General features: G+C 64.7%; 16 protein-coding genes. All 16 read left to right on the forward strand.

The features are described from left to right. Positions 1-197 precede the first annotated feature (197 nt). The 16 genes from rsmG to ACVOK8_RS14820 all read left to right on the forward strand — a co-directional run bounded on the left by rsmG (position 198) and on the right by ACVOK8_RS14820 (position 16,400). A complete protein-coding gene (rsmG, locus tag ACVOK8_RS14745; protein WP_481512799.1) occupies positions 198-839 on the forward strand; it encodes a 16S rRNA (guanine(527)-N(7))-methyltransferase RsmG in 642 nt (213 codons plus the stop codon). Positions 840-1,178: 339 nt separating this feature from the next. Further along, entirely contained in the window at positions 1,179-1,976 is a 798-nt protein-coding gene (locus ACVOK8_RS14750) for a ParA family protein (protein WP_481567488.1), read from the forward strand. Continuing rightward, on the forward strand, positions 1,976-2,890 hold the full coding sequence (locus ACVOK8_RS14755) for a ParB/RepB/Spo0J family partition protein (protein WP_481567489.1): 915 nt from the start codon (positions 1,976-1,978) through the stop codon (positions 2,888-2,890). Before ACVOK8_RS14750 ends, ACVOK8_RS14755 begins: the two co-directional genes overlap by 1 nt. Positions 2,891-2,924: 34 nt before the next feature. Then, on the forward strand, positions 2,925-3,233 hold the full coding sequence (locus ACVOK8_RS14760; RefSeq protein ID WP_481567490.1) for a helix-hairpin-helix domain-containing protein: 309 nt from the start codon (positions 2,925-2,927) through the stop codon (positions 3,231-3,233). Positions 3,234-3,271: 38 nt separating this feature from the next. Next, entirely contained in the window at positions 3,272-4,237 is a 966-nt protein-coding gene (locus ACVOK8_RS14765; RefSeq protein ID WP_481567491.1) for an SDR family NAD(P)-dependent oxidoreductase, read from the forward strand. Positions 4,238-4,309: 72 nt separating this feature from the next. After that, positions 4,310-5,032: a glycosyltransferase family 2 protein gene (locus tag ACVOK8_RS14770; RefSeq protein ID WP_481567492.1), complete on the forward strand. Its 723-nt coding sequence runs from the start codon at positions 4,310-4,312 to the stop codon at positions 5,030-5,032. A gap of 2 nt (positions 5,033-5,034) precedes the next feature. Continuing rightward, on the forward strand, positions 5,035-5,370 hold the full coding sequence (locus ACVOK8_RS14775; RefSeq protein ID WP_481567493.1) for a lipid-A-disaccharide synthase N-terminal domain-containing protein: 336 nt from the start codon (positions 5,035-5,037) through the stop codon (positions 5,368-5,370). Positions 5,371-5,479: 109 nt separating this feature from the next. Next, the gene (locus ACVOK8_RS14780) at positions 5,480-7,264 is read left to right on the forward strand and encodes a DUF885 domain-containing protein (protein WP_481567494.1); all 1,785 of its coding nucleotides are present in this window, start codon (positions 5,480-5,482) and stop codon (positions 7,262-7,264) included. A gap of 215 nt (positions 7,265-7,479) precedes the next feature. Then, positions 7,480-7,863 carry a hypothetical protein gene (locus tag ACVOK8_RS14785; RefSeq protein ID WP_481567495.1) on the forward strand — a complete coding sequence of 128 codons (384 nt, stop codon included), beginning with the start codon at positions 7,480-7,482 and terminating at the stop codon, positions 7,861-7,863. 54 nt (positions 7,864-7,917) lie between these two features. Continuing rightward, positions 7,918-9,198 (forward strand): TolC family protein, encoded by a 1,281-nt coding sequence (locus tag ACVOK8_RS14790; RefSeq protein ID WP_481567496.1) that lies wholly within the window; start codon positions 7,918-7,920, stop codon positions 9,196-9,198. Then, a complete protein-coding gene (locus ACVOK8_RS14795) occupies positions 9,195-10,199 on the forward strand; it encodes an efflux RND transporter periplasmic adaptor subunit (RefSeq protein WP_481567497.1) in 1,005 nt (334 codons plus the stop codon). Before ACVOK8_RS14790 ends, ACVOK8_RS14795 begins: the two co-directional genes overlap by 4 nt. A gap of 32 nt (positions 10,200-10,231) precedes the next feature. Next, positions 10,232-13,399 (forward strand): efflux RND transporter permease subunit, encoded by a 3,168-nt coding sequence (locus tag ACVOK8_RS14800; RefSeq protein WP_481567498.1) that lies wholly within the window; start codon positions 10,232-10,234, stop codon positions 13,397-13,399. Between the two features lie 214 nt (positions 13,400-13,613). Next, positions 13,614-14,231: a cation efflux transmembrane domain-containing protein gene (locus ACVOK8_RS14805; protein ID WP_293713872.1), complete on the forward strand. Its 618-nt coding sequence runs from the start codon at positions 13,614-13,616 to the stop codon at positions 14,229-14,231. Between the two features lie 224 nt (positions 14,232-14,455). Next, positions 14,456-14,692, forward strand: a complete 237-nt coding sequence (gene rpmB / locus ACVOK8_RS14810; protein WP_431595526.1) for a 50S ribosomal protein L28 — start codon at positions 14,456-14,458, stop codon at positions 14,690-14,692. A gap of 10 nt (positions 14,693-14,702) precedes the next feature. Continuing rightward, on the forward strand, positions 14,703-14,870 hold the full coding sequence (gene rpmG, locus ACVOK8_RS14815) for a 50S ribosomal protein L33 (RefSeq protein WP_172675037.1): 168 nt from the start codon (positions 14,703-14,705) through the stop codon (positions 14,868-14,870). A 153-nt stretch (positions 14,871-15,023) separates the two neighbouring features. Continuing rightward, positions 15,024-16,400 (forward strand): FAD/NAD(P)-binding protein, encoded by a 1,377-nt coding sequence (locus ACVOK8_RS14820; RefSeq protein ID WP_481567499.1) that lies wholly within the window; start codon positions 15,024-15,026, stop codon positions 16,398-16,400. The last annotated feature ends 13 nt before the right edge of the window (positions 16,401-16,413 follow it).

Below are 16,413 nucleotides of genomic sequence, written 5' to 3' on the forward strand. Positions count from 1 at the left end.
CCAAGGGGAGGGCTGGGGAGGGGTGGTTTTGCTCCCTCCCTTGCGCGCAGCGCAGGGGAGGGCCGGGGAGGGGGAGCTGTTGCTCTTGCCGTGCGCGACAGATCAAAAGCCATATCCAAAGCACCCCTCCCCAATCCTCCCCTTGGCTTCGCCAAAGGGAGGGGGCCAAAAGCGTCACTCCTGCGATAATCCCCGCCATGAACGACACCACTCTCCCGCGCGAAGTCGCCAGCGACCTCGACCACGGCTTGAAAGCCATGGGTCTGGACGCCGCTTTGGCCAAGCCCTTGCTGGCTTACCTCACCCTGCTGGTGCGCTGGAATCGCACCTACAATCTCACCGCCATCCGCGACCCGCGCGAAATGGTGACCCGCCATCTGCTCGATTCGCTGGCCATGGCCGAACATGTCAGCAGCGGCAGCCTGGCCGACCTGGGCACCGGTCCCGGCTTGCCGGGTATCCCGCTGGCGATCACCCATCCGCAGCTGCAGGTGACCCTGGTCGAGAGCAATGGCAAGAAGGCGCGTTTCATGCGCGAAGCCGTGCGCCAGCTCGGTTTGAGCAATGCCCGCGTCGCCGAATCCCGCGCTGAAGCGCTGGATGAGCCGGGTGCTTACGACAACCTCACCGCCCGTGCCATGGATACGCTGGCCGGCATCATCGAGGTTGGCGGTCATCTGCTGCGTCCGGGCGGTCAGCTGCTGGCGATGAAGGGGGTGTACCCGCACGAAGAGATCGCCCAGCTGCCGGCCGGCTGGCAGGTGCTGGAAGTGCGCCCGCTGCAGGTGCCGGGGCTGGTTGGCGATCGGCATCTGGTGGTGGTGGAGCGCAAGGGCTAGATCTGTAGTGCCGAGCCATGCTCGGCAGGGGCTTTACCGGCCAAGGCTAAAGCTGCCCTCACCCCAACCCCTCTCCCGTGAACGGGAGAGGGGCTTTGAGCAAGAGCAGGCGCGTAGTGCCTAACCATGCTCGGCAGGGGCTTTACCGGCCAAGGCCAAAAGCTGCTCTCACCCCAACCCCTCTCCCGCAAGCGGGAGAGGGGCTAAAGCGGTAGTACCGAGCCATGCTCGACAGGGGCTTTGCCAGCAAAAGCCGCCTGTTACCCGGAAACCGGTTTCCGCCTACGCGCCGCTACCCCCATAATGACCAGTCCAACTTCGCCAACGAGGCTCTCCTGCATGGCTCGCATCATCGCCATCGCCAACCAGAAAGGCGGCGTCGGCAAGACCACGACGGCTGTCAATCTGGCTGCTTCCCTTGCCGCTGCACCAAAACGTGTGCTGCTGGTCGACCTGGACTCGCAGGGCAACGCGACCATGGGCAGTGGCGTGGACAAACGTGAAGTGGCAGCGTCCACCTGTGACCTGCTGCTGGGCGAGATCACTGCCGCCGAGGTGCGCGTCACCACGCCCGAAGGCTTCGACCTGCTGCCGGGCAATATCGACCTGACTGCCGCCGAGATCCAGCTGATGGACCAGAGCGAGCGCGAGCAGCGCCTCAAGCGCGCGCTGGCACCGATCCGCGATGAATACGACTACATCCTGATCGACTGCCCGCCGGCGCTGTCGCTGCTGACGCTGAACGCGCTGGCCGCCGCCGACTCGGTGATCGTGCCGATGCAGTGCGAGTACTACGCGCTGGAAGGCCTGAGCGCGCTGGTTGAAACCATCGACGCGCTGAAGATCAATCTCAACCCGGCGCTGGAAATCGAAGGCGTGCTGCGCACCATGTTCGACGTGCGCAACAACCTGGCCAATGCGGTGTCGGCGCAGCTCACCGAGTACTTCGGTGACCGCGTGTTCCGCACCATCGTGCCGCGCAACGTGCGCCTGGCCGAGGCGCCCAGCCATGGCCAGAGCATCGTCGGCTACGACCGCGCCTCGCGCGGTGGCGTGGCCTATCTGGGTTTGGCCGGCGAGATCATCCGCCGCAACAGTGAACGCAAGCAGCCCTCCCGGGCCGTGGAGGCTGTCTGATGAGTGCAGCGAAAAAGCGCGGTCTTGGCCGTGGTCTTGATGCCCTGCTGGGCCCGAAGGGCGCCGTAACCCCGGTCACCGTCGCTGCCGTCGCCGAGCCGCAACCCGGCGAAGTGCTGCGCAAGTTGCCCATCGACCAGTTGCAGCCGGGCAAGTACCAGCCGCGTCGCGACATGGACGAAGGCAAGCTGGCCGAGCTGGCTGACTCGATCAAGGCACAGGGCATCATCCAGCCCATCCTGGTGCGCCAGATCGAAGGCGGTCGCTACGAAATCATCGCCGGTGAACGCCGTTGGCGCGCTTCGCGACTGGCCGGGCTGGACGAAGTGCCGGTGGTCGTGCGCGAGCTGGAAGACCGCACCGTCATCGCGATGGCGCTGATCGAGAACATCCAGCGCGAAGACCTCAACCCGCTGGAAGAAGCCGAAGCGCTGGCGCGGCTGGTCAGCGAGTTCTCGTTGACCCATGCCGAAGCCGCGCAGGCGGTTGGCCGCTCGCGCGCCTCGGTGTCCAACCTGCTGCGCCTGATCGATCTGCCGATCGGCGTGCGCGTGCTGCTGGAAACCCGCCGCCTGGAAATGGGCCATGCCCGCGCGCTGCTGACGCTGGCGCCGGAACTGGCCACCAAGCTGGCCGAAGAAGCCGCCGAGCAGGGCTGGTCGGTGCGTGAAGTCGAACACCGCGCGCAGCAGTTCGCCGCCGGCAAGGTACCGGGCGCACGCAAGGCCAAGCCGTCGCCGAGCGCACCGCAGGCCGATATCGCATCGCTGGAAACCGAGCTGTCCGAATCGCTGGGTGCGAAAGTGGCGATCAGCCACGGCCGCGGAGGCAAGGGCAAGCTGGTCATCCACTACACCGATCTGGACACGCTGGACGGCGTGCTGGAGCGGTTGCGCGTCCGCCAGAACGGCTGACGCAGTTCTTCCCCAACGAGGTGCACGCAAGGCAATGAACCCCACCAAGGTCGACCGCAATCATCTATTGCGTCTGACCGACCTGCCGAATGTCGGGCCGGCCTGTGAAAAGGATCTCCGTCTGATCGGAATCCGGGTTCCCGCGCACCTGCGCGGGCGTGATGCCTACGATATGTATGCACAGCTATGCCTGAAAACCGGCGTGGTGCACGATCCCTGCGTGATCGATGTGTTCCTGTCGGTGGTGCGCTTCATGGGCGGCGATGCGCCGCTGCCGTGGTGGGCGTACAGCAAGGAGCGCAAGGCAACCCTGGCCAAGGAAGCGCCGCTCACCCTGTGGTGAGGCAGGGCGATGTTGGTGGCAATGAAGCGGAGCAGAGCATGACCATACTCGTCACCGGCGCCGCCGGCTTCATCGGCGCCTACACCTGCCAGGCCCTGATCGCACGCGGCGAGCGCGTGGTCGGGCTGGATAACTACAACGACTACTACGACCCGCAGCTCAAGCGTGACCGCGTGGCGGCGTTGTGCCCGCAGCTGGATATCCGTGCGCTGGACATCACCGATCGCAACGGTTTGGCCGCGCTGTTCGAGGAGGTCCAGCCGACGCAGGTGATCCACCTGGCCGCGCAGGCAGGCGTGCGTTATTCGTTGGAGAACCCGCACGCCTACGTCGAAAGCAACCTGGTCGGCTTCGTCAACCTGCTGGAACTGTGCCGGCATCGCGGCGTGCAGCATCTGGTCTATGCGTCCAGCAGCTCGGTCTACGGCAACTCGGCGACATCGCCGTTTTCCGAAGATCAACGGGTGGACCAACCGCGCTCGCTGTACGCGGCCACCAAGGTCGCCAACGAGTTGATGGCCTACACCTATGCGCAGCTATACGGCCTGAAGGCCACCGGCCTGCGCTTTTTCACCGTGTATGGCCCCTGGGGCCGGCCGGACATGGCGCCGCTGCTGTTTTCACGCGCGGTGCTGGCCGGGCGCAGCATCGATGTGTTCAACAACGGCCATATGCGGCGTGACTTCACACATGTTTCTGACATCGTCGCCGGTATCCTCGGGGCGCTGTCGCATCCCTCCGCCCAGGCCACACCCCACCAGGTGTTCAACCTGGGCAACCACACCCCGGTGGAGCTGGAACATTTCATCGACGTGATCGCCTCGGCCGCGGGGCACCCGGCGCACAAGGTCTACAAGCCGATGCAGCCGGGCGACATGGTGGAAACCATGGCCGATACCGCGCGCGCGCAGGCGGCTTTCGGCTACGCGCCGGACACGCCGATCGAGCTGGGCCTGCCGCCGGTGGTGGAGTGGTGCCGCACCTATTTCGGGTTACGCCCCTGACTCACATTCCGCTAAGTTGAGTTTTGGAAAATGCGTGACCTTTCTTCAAATGCACAACCTGCGGAATCAGCAATGAACCAGCCCAGTCTCTCAGTGGTTGTTCCCGTCTTCAACGAACGTGACAACGTCACCCCGCTGGTCAATGAAATCACCGCCGCGCTGCGCGGCCAGATCGATTTCGAGATCGTCTACGTCGACGACAACTCCAAGGACGACAGCCTGCAGGTGCTGCAGGCGCTGAAGGCGGCAAACCCGGAGCTGCGGGTGCTGCACCACGTCAGCCAGAGCGGGCAGAGCACGGCCGTGCGCACCGGCGTCAAGGCAGCTCGCGCGCCGTGGATCGCCACGCTCGATGGTGACGGCCAGAACGACCCGGCCGATATTCCCAAGCTGCTGGCTGCGCGTGCCAAGGCCGAGCCACAGGTCAGACTGTTCGCCGGCTGGCGCGTCAACCGCCAGGATTCGGGCAGCAAGCGTTGGGCCAGCAAGTGGGCCAATGCCATTCGCGCACGCATGCTGCGCGATGACACCCCGGACACCGGCTGCGGCATCAAGCTGTTCGAACGCGCGGCCTTCCTCGACCTGCCGTACTTCGACCACATGCACCGCTACCTGCCGGCGCTGATGCAGCGTGCCGGCTGGAAGACGGTAAGCGTGCCGGTCAACCACCGCCATCGCACCGCCGGCGTGTCCAAGTACAACAACCTTGGCCGCGCGCTGGTCGGCATCCGCGACCTGCGCGGTGTGGCCTGGCTGATCACCCGTTCCAAGCGCACTGCGGTGGAAGAGGTCTGAACATGGATTTCATGAACCAACCATTGGTGTGGCTGGAGTGGACCGGCGTGCACATGTCGCCGTGGAAGCTGATCGGCCTGGCCGGTGCATTGATGTTCGGCGGCCGCTGGCTGGTGCAGTTCGTCGCCTCGCGGCGCGCCGGCAAGCCGGTGATCCCGCGCCTGTTCTGGTACATGAGCGTGCTCGGCAGCCTGATGACGCTGAGCTACTTCCTGTTCTCGTCCAAGCAGGATGCGGTGGGTGTGGTGCAGAACCTGTTCCCCGCGTTCACCGCGCTCTACAGCCTGCGCCTGGACATCAAGCACCGCGGCTGGCAGCGCGACAAAGCCGGTCACTGAGCGGGCGACTATGCCCAAATCCGGCGGTTTGCCGCCCGAATCCGTCTAGGTCGGGCGGCAGCTTCAATGCGATGATCGGGGTGAATGAACCACCTGGGGAATACCGATCGTGAAATCGCCGTTGACCGTTGCGCTGCTGCTCACCCTTGGCCTCAGTGCCACCCCGGCCTTTGCCGCCGAACCGTCGGCCCCGGCCACGCTGGCCACCCAATCGCTGGATGAGCAGTTCAAGGCCATCTACGAGAAGGAATGGGCCTGGCGCCAGACTGGTGGCGGCGAAGCCAGCGAAGACAGCGACGCTCCGGCCAACAGCACGCGCCTGCCCGACGTCAGTGCCGCCGCACAGCAGGCACGCTTGAAGGTATGGGACGAGGTGTTGGGCAAGCTCAAGGCCATCGACCCGAGCAAGCTCTCGGCTGAGAACCAGATCAACTACGCCATCTATCACTACCAGGTCGAAAGCCTGGCCGATGAAGTGCGCCTGGGCAGCTACGAGATGCCGTTCAATTCGGATTCCTCGTTCTGGTCCAATCTGAGTTTCATGGCGCGCCGTGAGATGAAGACCGCGGACGACTACCGCAGCTACATCGCGCGCTTGAACGATGTGCCGCGCTACTTCGACCAGCAGATGGTCAACATGCGCGCCGGCCTCGCCCGTGGCTTCAGCGTGCCACGTGCGGTGCTGGAAGGCCGCGATGTCTCCATCTCGACCGTGGCCGAGTTGAAGGACCCGACCGAGTCGCCGCTGTACGAACCGCTGAAGAAGCTGCCCAGCAGCATCCCGGCGGCCGAGCAGGCCAAGCTGCAGGCCGATGCCAAGCAGGCGATCAGCGGCAGCGTGGTGCCGGCCTTCGGCAAGCTGCTGACCTTCTACCGGCAGGAGTACGTGCCGCAGTCGCGCACCACCCTGGCCGCAGAGAAAATGCCCGGCGGCAAGGAGTTCTACCGCCAGCAGATCCGCGAATACACCACGCTCGACCTGAGCCCGCAGCAGATCCATGCGCAGGGCCTGGCCGAGGTGAATCGCATCCAGCAGGAAATGAACGCCATCATCGACAAGGTGGGCTTCAAGGGCAAAAGCGAGCAGACCCGTTTCGCCGACTTCCTCGAATTCCTGCGTACCGACCCGCAGTTCTACGCCAAGACGCCTGACGAACTGCTGTGGCGTGCGGCATGGATCTCCAAGCGCGTGGACGGCGTGATCGGCAAGTTCATGACCTTGCCGCGCGCCCGCTTCACCATCGTGCCGGTGCCGCCGGATATCGCCCCGTTCTGGACCGCCGGCCGTGGCGGCATGGGCACTTACTGGCTCAATACCTACAACTTGCCGGCGCGCCCGCTGTACAACCTGCCGGCACTGACCCTGCATGAGTCCGACCCGGGCCACGCCCTGCAGGGCGCACTTGCCGCCGAGCAGACCGGCCAGCCCGAGTTCCGCCGCACTGCGTATATCTCGGCCTATGGCGAAGGTTGGGGCCTGTACACCGAGAAGCTCGGCGTCGACATGGGCATCTACCAGACGCCATACGAAGACTTCGGCCGCCTGACCTATGAAATGTGGCGCGCCTGCCGCCTGGTGATCGACACCGGTGTGCATCACTACGGCTGGGACCGCGACCGCGCGATCGCCTACCTGCGTGACCACACCGCGCTGAGCGAGCACGAAGTCACCACCGAAGTGGACCGCTACATCTCCTGGCCGGCGCAGGCACTGAGCTACAAGCTGGGCGAGATCACCATCGTCAAGCTGCGCGCACAGGCCGAGAAGGAGCTGGGCGACAAATTCGACATCAAGGGCTTCCACGACGCCGTGCTCAAGCAGGGCTCGGTGCCGCTGCCGGTACTGGAGCAGCAGATCCAGGCCTACATCGCCGAGCGCAAAGCAGCGAAGTAAGGCCTTGCTCCCTCCCTTTGGCGAAGCCAAGGGGAGGGCTGGGGAGGGGTGCTCTTCGCAGTGACCCAAAGCAACAAGCGAAAGCCACAAGCAAAGCCACCCCCTCCCAACCTCCCCCTTGGCTGCGCCAAAGGGGAGGGGCAACAGCCCGCAGCTGAACCACCGCAACCACACTGCGATTGTGTAACCCCGTAAGCACCCGCTAACCTGCACCGATGCTGCACACCCTGCGCCACCGCCGTTTGTCCTTTCTGCGCCTGCTGATGCTGGCGCTGGTCGGCATTGGCGTGTTCGGAACATCGCTGGCCGCAGCACTGACCGACATCCACATGCTGGCGCACACCGACATCGGTGCCGACGTGCATGAGCACGACGACAGCAAGCTGGCCATGGCTCCGGATGCAGAGGACAGCGCCAATGCGCTGCTGCACGCGCTGGTGCATTGCGTGGACTGCCATGGCCACGGTGGCGTGTTGCCCACCGTCACTCCCGCCTGGATCGTGGCATCGCCGCCTGCACAGCAGGCCGTCGCCATACTTGGCACGCAGGCGGTCACGCACCCGACCGAGAGTCTGTTCCGCCCCCCGATAGCCGTCTGACGTTCCGGCCCCTTGGCCGGTCCCCACGTCTGAACCTGCTATCTGGAGAAACCCATGTGGATGCGCCTGGCGGCTGTTGTCGCCTTTGCGCTGGTGCCGCGCGCGTATGCGCAGGCGCCGGTGCCTGCTGTGCCGTTGACGCTGGACGATGCCATCGTCCGCGTTGCCCTTGACCACCCCGAACTGCGCCTGATCGATGCGCAGCGCCCCGTACTTGAAGCCCGCCGCGACGCCGCGCTGCTGCGCCCGCCGATGCAGTTGGGCGTGGAGCTGGAAAACCTGCTCGGCAGCGGTGATACCCGCGGCGTGCAGGGCGCCGAAGCCACGGTCAGCCTGTCCGGTGTGCTGGAGCGCGGCGACAAGCTCGATGCCCGTCGCATGCTGGCCCAGGCCAATATCGATGCGCTGGCGCCGCAACGTGCCACCGCCAGGCTCGATCTGCTTGCAGAGACCGCCCGACGCTATCTCGCCGTAGCGCAAGCGCAGTCGGCTTTGCAGATCGCCAACACCGATATCGAGCAGCGCCGTCGTGCCGTCGATGCCGCGCGCCTGCGGCTACAAGCCGGTGCCTCGCCGGAGTCGGTGCTGTTCACTGCGCAGGCAATGCTGGCGCAGGCGGAGCTGGATCGCGATCGTGCCATCGAAGAAGCCAGCGCAGCACGGCTGTCGCTGGCCGCGTTGTGGGGAGCACGTTCACCTGACTTCAAAGCGGTGAGTGGTAACGCACTGCAACTGCCGGCATTGCGCGATTTCGCCTTGCTCAATGATGATCTGCAGCGCGCACCGGAACTGGCCGAACTGCTCGGCGAGCAACGTATCCGCGAAGCCCAGCTGCAATTGGTGCGTACTCGCAGTCGTCCGGATTGGAACTGGCAGGTAGGCGTGCGCAACAGCCGCGCCGACAACGCCACCTCGCTGGTCGGCGGTTTCAGCATTCCGCTGGGCAGCGCCCGCCGCGCCGCGCCGGAGATCCGCGAGGCCGAGGCTGATCTCGCCCTGCTGCCGTATCAGCGCCAGGCCCGCCAGCAGCAGCTGTACGCCACCCTGGCCGAGGCGCACGGCCGCTACGTCACCGCGCGTCTGGAAGTGCAGCGCATGCAGGCCGACGTACTGCCGCAGCTGCAGAAGGCCGAACGTGCCGCCGAACGCGCCTGGCGCGCCGGTGCCGCCAGCTACATGGAATGGGCGCAGCTGCAGGCCATGCGCATCGAGGCGCGCCAGCGCCAGTTGGATGCGGCCATCGCCGCACAAACCGCGCTGATAGAAATCCAGCGTCTTACCGGCCAGGGAATGCTGGCCACCGATGCAACCGTTGCCGTGGAGAACGCACGATGAGCCGTCCAATGAATGTTGTAGCTGCCGGCGTGCTGGCAATGAGTCTGCTGTTGGTCGGCTGTGGCGCAAAGCCAGCCGCAGAAGCCTCCAACGGAGCAGCTGAAGAAGCCGGCCACGGCCATGACGAAGAAAAGGGTGCTGAAGCCGACGACCATGCCCACGAAGAGGGCGAGGAAGCAGAAGCCGACCGCACCACCATCAAGGCGGCAATGGCCGAGCAGGCAGGCATCCGCAGCGTTGCCGTGCAGGCCGGCACCATTGCTGATGAGCACGAAGTGCAGGGTTTGTTGACGCCGGTGGACGGTCGCGTCGCCCAGGTGACGGCACGCTTCCCCGGGCCGGTGCGCACGCTGCGGGCCAATGTGGGTGACCGCGTCAGTGCCGGCCAGACCCTGGCCAGCATCGACAGCAATCTCAGCTTGACCACTTACAGCGTCAGCGCACCGATCAGCGGTGTGGTGTTGTCGCGGCAGGCACAGGTGGGTGCGGTGGCAGGCGAGGGCGCGCCGCTGTTCGAGATCGGCGATCTGTCCGAGTTGTGGGTGGACTTGCATATCTTCGGCAAGGACACCCAGCACATCACCGCCGGCGTGCCGGTGACGGTGACGCGTATGACCGATGGCGTCAGCCAGAGCACCACGCTGGAACGCGTGCTGCCAGGCACCGCCACCGCAAGCCAGAGCACCGTGGCCCGCGCCAGCGTGCGTAATGACGATGGCCTTTGGCGGCCCGGTGCCGCGGTGAAGGCGCGCATCGTGGTGGCGATGCAGCCGGCAGCGGTTGTGGTACCGCTCTCCGCGCTGCAGACCATGGAAGGCCGCGATGTGGTGTTCGTGCGTGATGGCGATACCTATACCGCGCGTCCGGTGGTGTTGGGTGCACGCGATGCCGGCAAGGTCGAGATCAAGGACGGCCTGCGCGTTGGCGAGCAGGTCGTGGTCGAGCAGAGCTATGTGGTCAAGGCTGATATCGGCAAGGCGGGGGCCGCGCATGAACATTGATCATTGCCGTAAGCAACGCGGGGGGCGTCGCCATGCTTGAGCGCATCATCCGCAGTGCCATCGCCCATCGCTGGATGATGATGGTGCTGACGTTCGCGTTGATCGCGATCGGCAGCTGGAGCTTCACCCGCCTGTCCATCGATGCAACGCCCGACATCACCAACGTACAGGTGCAGATCAACACCGCCGCAGACGGCTACTCACCGCTGGAGACGGAACAACGCATCACCTATGCGGTGGAAACGGTGATGGCTGGTCTGCCCAAGCTCGAACAGGTGCGCTCGCTTTCGCGCTACGGCCTGTCGCAGGTGACGGTGGTGTTCAAGGATGGCACCGACCTGTACTTCGCCCGCCAACAGGTCGCCGAACGCCTGCAGCAGGTGAAGTCGCAGTTGCCGGAAGGCCTGGACCCGCAGTTGGGGCCAATCGCCACCGGCCTGGGCGAGATCTTCATGTACACCATCGACGCCGATCCCAAGGCGCGCAAGCCCGATGGATCGCCATACAACGCCACCGACCTGCGCACCTTGCAGGACTGGGTGGTGCGGCCGCAGCTGCGCAATGTACCGGGCGTCACCGAGGTCAACACGATTGGTGGTTACCAGCGGCAGATCCATATCACCCCGGATCCGGCCAAGCTGCGTGCGCTGGGATTCACCCTGGATGACGTGGCCGAGGCAGTGGAAGGCAACAACCAGAACATCGGTGCCGGTTACATCGAACGCAACGGCCAGCAGTTCCTGGTGCGTGTGCCGGGGCAAGTTGCCGGGCTTGAGGAAATCGGCAACATCGTGCTGGCCCGCCGCGAGGGCGTGCCCATCCACGTGCATGACGTAGCAGACGTGGCCGAAGGGCCGGAGCTGCGCAGCGGTGCCGCCACCCAGAATGGCCACGAAGTGGTGATGGGCACGGTGGTGATGCTGGTCGGGGCAAACAGCCGCGAGGTGGCGCAGGCCGCTGCGGCCAAGCTGGAGCAGGCGCAGCGCAGCCTGCCCGAAGGTGTCACCGTTACCGCCAGCTATGACCGCACCGCGCTGGTTGATCGCACCATTGGAACGGTGGCAAAGAACCTGTTGGAAGGCGCGCTGTTGGTGATCGTGGTGTTGTTCCTGTTGCTGGGCAACTTCCGTGCGGCGCTGATTACCGCGGCGGTGATTCCGCTGGCGATGTTGTTCACCCTGACCGGCATGGCACGTGGCGGCGTCTCCGCCAACCTGATGAGCCTAGGCGCATTGGACTTCGGCCTGATCGTCGATGGCGCGGTGATCATCATCGAGAACTGCCTGCGTCGCTTCGGTGAGCGCACCCACGCGCTGGGCCGGGCGATGACCCGCGAGGAACGCTTCGCCGAAACCGCCAGTGCCACTGCCGAAGTCATCCGGCCCAGCCTGTTCGGGCTGGGCATCATCACCGCGGTCTACCTGCCGATCTTTGCGCTGACCGGCGTCGAAGGAAAAATGTTCCACCCGATGGCGATCACCGTGGTGCTCGCACTGAGCGGCGCGATGCTGCTGTCGCTGACCTTCGTTCCAGCGGCAATCGCGATGTTCCTCGGCGGTCGCGTGGAGGAGAAGGAAAACCGCTTGATGGCGTGGCTGCGCGCACGCTATGCGCCGCTGCTGGCTTGGGTGATGCGACGCGGACGTCTGGTGGTTGCCGGTGCCTTGGTGCTGGTGGTTGCTTGTGGCTTGTTGGCAACGCGCTTGGGCAGCGAGTTCGTGCCCAACCTCGACGAAGGCGACGTCGCCATGCATGCGATGCGTATTCCCGGCACCAGCCTCACCCAGTCGGTGAACATGCAGAAGCAGGTAGAAGCACGCCTGCAGCAGCTGCCGGAAGTGGAGAAGGTGTTCTCCAAGATCGGCACGCCGGAAGTCGCTTCCGACCCGATGCCGCCCTCGGTCGCGGACACCTTCATCATGATGAAGCCACGCAAGCAGTGGCCGGATCCACGCAAGCCGCGCACCCAGCTGCTGGCCGAACTGGAAGCTGCGGTAGAAGAGCTGCCGGGCAACAACTACGAGTTCACCCAACCGATCCAGATGCGCATGAACGAGTTGATCTCGGGGGTGCGCGCCGACGTCGCGGTGATGCTGTTTGGCGACGACATGGAGACCTTGGCGCAGGTTGGCCAGCGCATTGTCGCGGTAGCCAACAAGGTGCCGGGTGCGGCCGATGTGCGCCTGGAGGAGACCAGTGGTCTGCCCTTGCTGACGGTTACGCCAAACCGTGCGGCATTGGCGGGTTACGGGCTCAACCCGGGCCAACTGCAGTCCACGGTTTCCACTGCTGTGGGCGGGCGCGTGGCCGGGCAGTTGTTCGAAGGTGATCGTCGTTTCGATATCGTCGTGCGCCTGCCGGAAAACATCCGCCAGGACCCGGCGGCGCTGGCCGATCTGCCGGTGTCACTGGAACCTGCGTTGGCACAGGACAGTGCCGACGAATCCAGCCGTGCGGGTGGCTGGCGCAGTGGCGATGCGCGCACGGTTCCGTTGCGTGAATTGGCGAGCATCGAAAGCAGCGAAGGCCCAAACCAGATCAACCGCGACAACGGCAAGCGCCGCATCGTGATCACCGCCAATGTGCGTGACCGCGACCTTGGTGGCTTCGTCAGCGAGTTGCAGCAGGCCATCGACACACAGGTGAAGGTGCCGTCTGGCTATTGGGTGGAGTACGGCGGCAGCTTCGAGCAGCTGATCTCGGCCAGCCAGCGTTTGGCAGTGGTGGTGCCGGTGACCTTGCTGCTGATCTTCGCGTTGTTGTTCTGGGCCTTTGGCTCGGCGCGCGATGCCAGCATCGTGTTCAGCGGTGTGCCTCTGGCGCTGACTGGCGGTGTCTTGGCGCTGGCATTGCGTGGCATTCCCTTGTCGATCTCGGCCGGCGTCGGCTTCATCGCGCTGTCCGGTGTGGCGGTGCTCAACGGCTTGGTGATGATCAGCTTCATTCGTCACCTGCGTGAACAGGGTCGCAGCCTGGATGTGGCCGTGCGCGAAGGTGCGCTTGGTCGTTTGCGGCCTGTATTGATGACCGCCTTGGTCGCATCGCTGGGCTTCGTGCCGATGGCGTTCAATGTAGGCGCGGGTTCGGAGGTGCAGCGGCCGCTGGCTACGGTGGTGATTGGCGGCATCGTCTCGTCGACGTTGCTTACCTTGCTGGTGTTGCCAGTGCTGTACCGCTGGCTGCATCGGAACGGGAAGTAGCGTCTGCTTGGCTTGAGGCTTTTGTTTTTTGCTTTGGCTTTGGCTTTGGCATTGGCTTGAAGCTTCTGCTTTGCTTGAAGCCCCTCTCCCGTTCACGGGAGAGGGGTTGGGGTGAGGGCAGCTTTTCGCTGGTAAAGCCCCTGCCGAGCATGGCTCGGCGTTACCCCGCGCACATCTGCGCGATAATCCAGCAGTAACCTCTTGCGGAACCCAAATGAGCGACTGCTGCGGCTGCGGCAAAACCCTGGAAGTCGAACGCATGCAGGCGCAGCAACGCCGCGTGCTCTACCAGGTGCTGGCGATCAACCTGATCACCTTCGTGATGATGATGCTCGCCGCCTGGCATAGCGGCTCGGCCTCGTTGCTGTCCGGCAGCCTGGACAACCTCGGCGATGCACTCACCTACGCACTCAGCCTTGCCGTAGTCGGCGCCAGCCTCGCCGCCAAGGCGCGGGTGGCCATGCTCAAGGCGGTCTTCATCCTGTGCGCTGCAATCGCGGTCGCTGCAGGCATCGCCTGGAAGCTGGCCCATCCGCATCTGCCGCTGTTCGAGAGCATGGGCATTGCCGCCCTGCTCAACCTCGCCGCCAATCTGTTCTGCCTGCGCCTGCTGTGGCCGTACCGGCAGGGCGACATCAACCTGGCCTCGGCCTGGGCTTGTTCACTCAACGACGTATACGAAGGCGGCGCGGTGATCCTGGCTGCGCTGGCGGTCTGGGCCTTCGGCGCCGGCTGGCCAGACCTGCTGATCGCCGTGGCCTTGCTGCTGCTGTTCCTGCGCTCGGCCTGGAAGGTGGCCCGGGCGGCGTGGCGGGAATTGGGGGCTGCCTGAATAGGCCCAATGGCAGCCGCCAAGCCACTGATTTGCAAGCAGGCCCTGGTCTGGGCATAATACGCGGCTCGCTGTGTCCGGAATTCTCCGGATCGGTGGCCGGGAACACGTCATCTGGCCATCCTTGTCAGCGTAACCCTTTGATTCCCATGACGCGTGGCGGGTAACCGCCGGGGCCGCCGTCTTCCTGGCTAAGGAAGTCATCAACATTACCGAGGTGCGCAATGTCCCGCGTATGCCAAGTTTCCGGCAAGGGAGTGCAGACGGGTAACAACGTCTCGCACGCCAACAACAAGACCCGTCGTCGTTTCCTGCCGAACCTGCACGAGCGTCGTTTCTGGGTTGCCAGCGAGAACCGCTGGATCAAGCTTCGTGTTTCCGCGCATGCACTGCGCACCATCGACAAGAACGGTATCGATTCCGTTCTGGCTGAGCTGCGTGCGCGCGGCGAAAAGGTCTGAGGAGTAAACGATCATGGCAGGCAAGCGCGATAAGGTCCGTATGATTTCCTCGGCCGGTACTGGCCACTTCTATACGACCGACAAGAACAAGAAGAACACCCCGGGGAAGATGGAATTCCTCAAGTACGATCCGGTTGTTCGTAAGCACGTGATGTACAAGGAAGGCAAGATCAAGTAATCCTCCGGGATTGTTTGAGCTGCTGTTCCAAGCAGAACCCGCCGAAAGGCGGGTTTTGTGTTTCAGGGGCGTGAAAAAGTTCCAGCCCTGCCAGCATGAATACATGACCGTGCAGCATCAGACGGGGGTACTGCATCGCCTACAATCGGGCAGATGAGTGTTATCGATACCCCTGCATTGTGTGATCTGGCCATCATTGGCGGTGGCGCCGCCGGCGTACTTGCCGCCATCGGTGTACTGCGTGGCGCAAGCCAGCCGCTGCGGCTGCTGGTGATCGAGCCCAACCTGCCGCTGGCCCGCGGTGTGGCCTATGCCACCACCCGCGAGGAGCACGTACTGAACGTGCCGACCGCCAAGATGAGTGGCTTTCCTGAACAACCCGAGGATTTCCTCGACTACCTGTTTGAAGTGCAGGCCTTTCCGGCGCTTTCGCGGGAACAGCTGGCCGGGCAATTCGTGTCGCGCCGTCACTACGCCGACTACCTGCGCCAACGCCTGCAACAGGCAGTGGACGCCAGTCCTGCGCAATTGGAGATTCTGGCTGCGCGGGTACAGGCACTGCAGCCCAATGACGATGGCGTGTTGCTGACCCTGGATTCGGGCCGGCCGCTGCAGGCTGGGCGTGTGATCCTGGCGGTGGGCAATGCGCTGCGGCCGTTGCCGGCGCGCGGCGCCAGCAGTCTGGCCGACGGCAAGCGCGTGGAAGCCTGGGATTACGCAGCACTCGACAGCATTGCCGACAACGCCGATGTGGCGATCATTGGTTCCGGCCTGAGCATGGCCGACAGTGTGGCGACGCTGCAGGCCAGTGGTCATCGCGGCCGTATCCATGTGATGTCGCGGCATGCGCTGCTGCCGCTGCCGCACGCCAAGGGCGCTGCGGCCGACTACGACCCCGAACCCTTGCTGGCAATGAATCTGCGCCAGCGCATGCACGCGCTGCGATGTCACGCGGCCGAAGCGGCGACGCGCGATATCCCGTGGCAGAGCGTGATGGAGCGTATCCGTCCGCTCGGCCAGCGGCTGTGGCAAACCCTGTCGTTCGACGACCAGCGCCGCTTCCTGCGCCATGTGGTGCGGTACTGGGATGTGCATCGCCACCGCATCGCCGCGCCGCTGCATGCGCAGCTGCTGGAGCTGCAAAAAGCTGATCGCCTGCAGCTGCACCGCGGTCGCCTGGAAACCGCCGTTGCCGAAGGCGCCTGCGTACGTCTGACCGCACAGGACCGTTGGCGTCAGCCGCTGCAGCTGGAAGTGCAGTGCGTGATCAATGCCACTGGCGTGGAGATGCGCGCGCAGGCGATGCGCAATCCGCTGCTGCAGCAGTTGCTGGGCAGTGGCGTGGGCCGCGCCGGCCCGCATGGGATTGGTCTGGATACAGCGCCGGACGGCAGCCTGATCGACGCCGATGGCGTGGTTGAGCCGCGCGTACAGGTGCTGGGCAGCCTGCGTATCGGCAGTCTGTGGGAAAGCCTGGCGATTCCTGAATTGCGCGGGCAGGCGGCAGCGGCGGCAAAGCAAGCGCTGTAGGCACTACCGGGAC

The sequence above is a fragment of the Stenotrophomonas sp. STEN083 genome, assembly GCF_056759195.1.